Source organism: Aeromonas sp. ASNIH8 (assembly GCF_002919855.1).
GTDB classification, from domain to species: Bacteria; Pseudomonadota; Gammaproteobacteria; order Enterobacterales; family Aeromonadaceae; genus Aeromonas; species Aeromonas caviae.
Genome location: NZ_PQLN01000195.1, coordinates 1 through 2,400, shown reverse-complemented (window position 1 = coordinate 2,400; position 2,400 = coordinate 1). Strand labels below are relative to the sequence as shown.

The following is a 2,400-nucleotide window of genomic DNA, read 5'->3' as shown; positions in this document are numbered from 1 at the left end:
TCGTCTTCCTGTGCAAATTTGTATAAAAGACAAACATATAATTATTATAAAGGTGCACGCAATGAACATAAAACCACGCTCAGGTAGACCCAAAAAATCAGCTGACGAAAAACGCAGTTTAATACTCCGAATCTCATTTAATGCAGCTGAGCAACGTGTTTTAACTAAGCATAGTAAAACCTATGGTATTCCAAAAAAGTCTAGCCTGATTCGGTTTTTGGCTCTCAGGGAACTAGACAGTAATATCTCACCAGATTTTTCATATGATGATCGTGTGAGATTGCTCGAGGGGTTATACAATATATCATCGAATTTAAATCAAATCATTTTGTTGATTAAACAAGCTGAAGCTGAAGCTGAAGTTGGTAGTGACGTTTATAAACTTATTACTGACAGCAGTGATAACTCTCCAGTGATGCAGGCTTTCTCATCTATAAATTCTCTGTTTGTAGGAATTGAAAAAGCTCTGATTGGAGTGAAGTTGAAATGAATTTTGAAAAACACAGGATCGGCCATAATTTCCAGTACAGACTGTCTTATATTTACCGAGCTATACATATTGGTAGGAAACGAAAATCCATGCCATCACAGGTTTATCATCTCGGTGGCGGTGTAATTAATAGACCAAATATTACATTGAATGAAAGAGGTGAGGTCTCTGATTATGACATCGGGCCACTACTCATGGAGTTGAATATGCAGGCATCATTGTATGCAGGCACAGGAAACCAACTATGTGCACATTATTCACTATCATTGAGCCCCGATGAATCATTAACTCCATATCAATGTCTAGTTGCAGCTAGGCTGCTAATGAGTGAATTGGGATATGGTAGCGATACTCGATGGACATCTGTTATACACCGCGATACAAGCTCTCTACATGTACATGTTGTGGCATGTAGAGTCAAACTTGACAGAACTTTGGTTGATGATAGTAATGACTACGCTCGGGGAGTTGACGCTGCTCGAAAAATAGAAATTGAATTGGGATTGTCGAACTGTAAAAGCCCTGAAAAAAATTTCGGTCATGAGTATAGCATAGTAAATATTAAAAATGGCCATGGTAGAGGGAGCTTTCATGCTATGCATGATCCCGCTTGTATTATCAGGGATGCAATGGACTTGGTTTTTAAAAACCAGCCGAACAACATGACTGAATTTGTCACTGGGTTGCGTGAGCATAATGTAATGGTAAGGGTGAGGAGAGCAGATAATCACGAGCCAAAAGGTATTTGTTATAGTATAGACGGTAAGAAATGGATATCAGGGTCTAAGGTTAAGAGATTGCGGGCTACTTGGTTTAAGCTGCTCGAGCAGGGCATTGAATATTCATCTCGGCGAGATGATTTAAATTTGCAATTAGGTGAATCAAATCAATCAAGCGACCTTAAGGTTATACCATTTACTGCATTGATTCGTTGTACTAAAAAACAATATTCCAAATTTAAAAAATCAGTGCCGTCATATGTGGATAAAAAAACATATGACACATCGTCATTCTCTTTCCGGCTTCTAAGATTGGATTTTGTTTTGCTATCAGTCGAAGAGCCGACAGATAGTTTCATATCAAATGCGCTAGCACTGTTGAAAGACGTTTTAGCTACAATTTTTAGGAAGGGGGTGGAGTGCGTTCATGCAGGATTAAACGCATTGATTCCTGATGGATATGTCCAAGATATTAACTCAGAAAAAGCTACTATTAATAAGCCAAACATGTTTTTCTTAGACAGAGACAAGCTTAAGAATGAAATTTTGAAGAACAATGAATGGATTACTGATTGGTATGGGGATCCCATATCACACGAACAAACCAAAGAAAAAAACATAAAATAACAATAATAATGAGAGGTGTGGTATGGCTAACATGAGGTTGAATGCAAATCTTAGAACAGTATCATTTAGCAAAACCGTGAGTGTACTGGAAGAGCTGGAGCTCAGTTCAGGTAAATGTGTTCGTAGGTATAGGGCTGTAAATGTTCACCTAGGTACAGTTGATGTAAATTCTGATTTCTCTCTTATAAAAGAGTTAACCGAGGCTGACGCAAAAAATGCAAAGCTTTGGGTCCAGGAGCAGCAACGACTGGTCCAGTATGCTTATATGGAAAATATGAGGCGTGGGTTCCTTGGTGGTTCTCCTGTGATTAAGCGTAGTAAAGGCGACGATGAGCAGTATAGTGATTGCTATGGTTTTATACCGGGTCGGAAAGTCGGTGAGTTTATTGGTGTGATTATTGATGCTATTCCTATGGTTGAGGAATGTAGCGTAGAGATGTAATGACCCACTGAAATCCTGCTCAGGTCATAATGAGTGGAGATCACAGACATGAGCATCACGATGGACGAAGAAATCAAACGTTGGACGGCCAAGCGCAAGTCCGCCTTGGTCATGGAAATCAT

3 protein-coding genes are annotated in these 2,400 nt (G+C 39.2%); all 3 read left to right on the top strand.

Features of this window, described 5'->3' with window-relative positions; translation table 11 throughout:
* On the top strand, positions 1 to 490 hold a 490-nt coding region (locus tag C3418_RS24980), incomplete at its 5' end, for a hypothetical protein (protein WP_258040177.1).
* 89 nt (positions 491 to 579) lie between these two features.
* On the top strand, positions 580 to 1,836 hold the full coding sequence (locus tag C3418_RS23295) for a relaxase/mobilization nuclease domain-containing protein (RefSeq protein ID WP_181023149.1): 1,257 nt from the start codon (positions 580 to 582) through the stop codon (positions 1,834 to 1,836).
* A gap of 22 nt (positions 1,837 to 1,858) precedes the next feature.
* Positions 1,859 to 2,278: a hypothetical protein gene (locus C3418_RS23290; RefSeq protein ID WP_103859364.1), complete on the top strand. Its 420-nt coding sequence runs from the start codon at positions 1,859 to 1,861 to the stop codon at positions 2,276 to 2,278.
* Positions 2,279 to 2,400 lie beyond the last annotated feature (122 nt).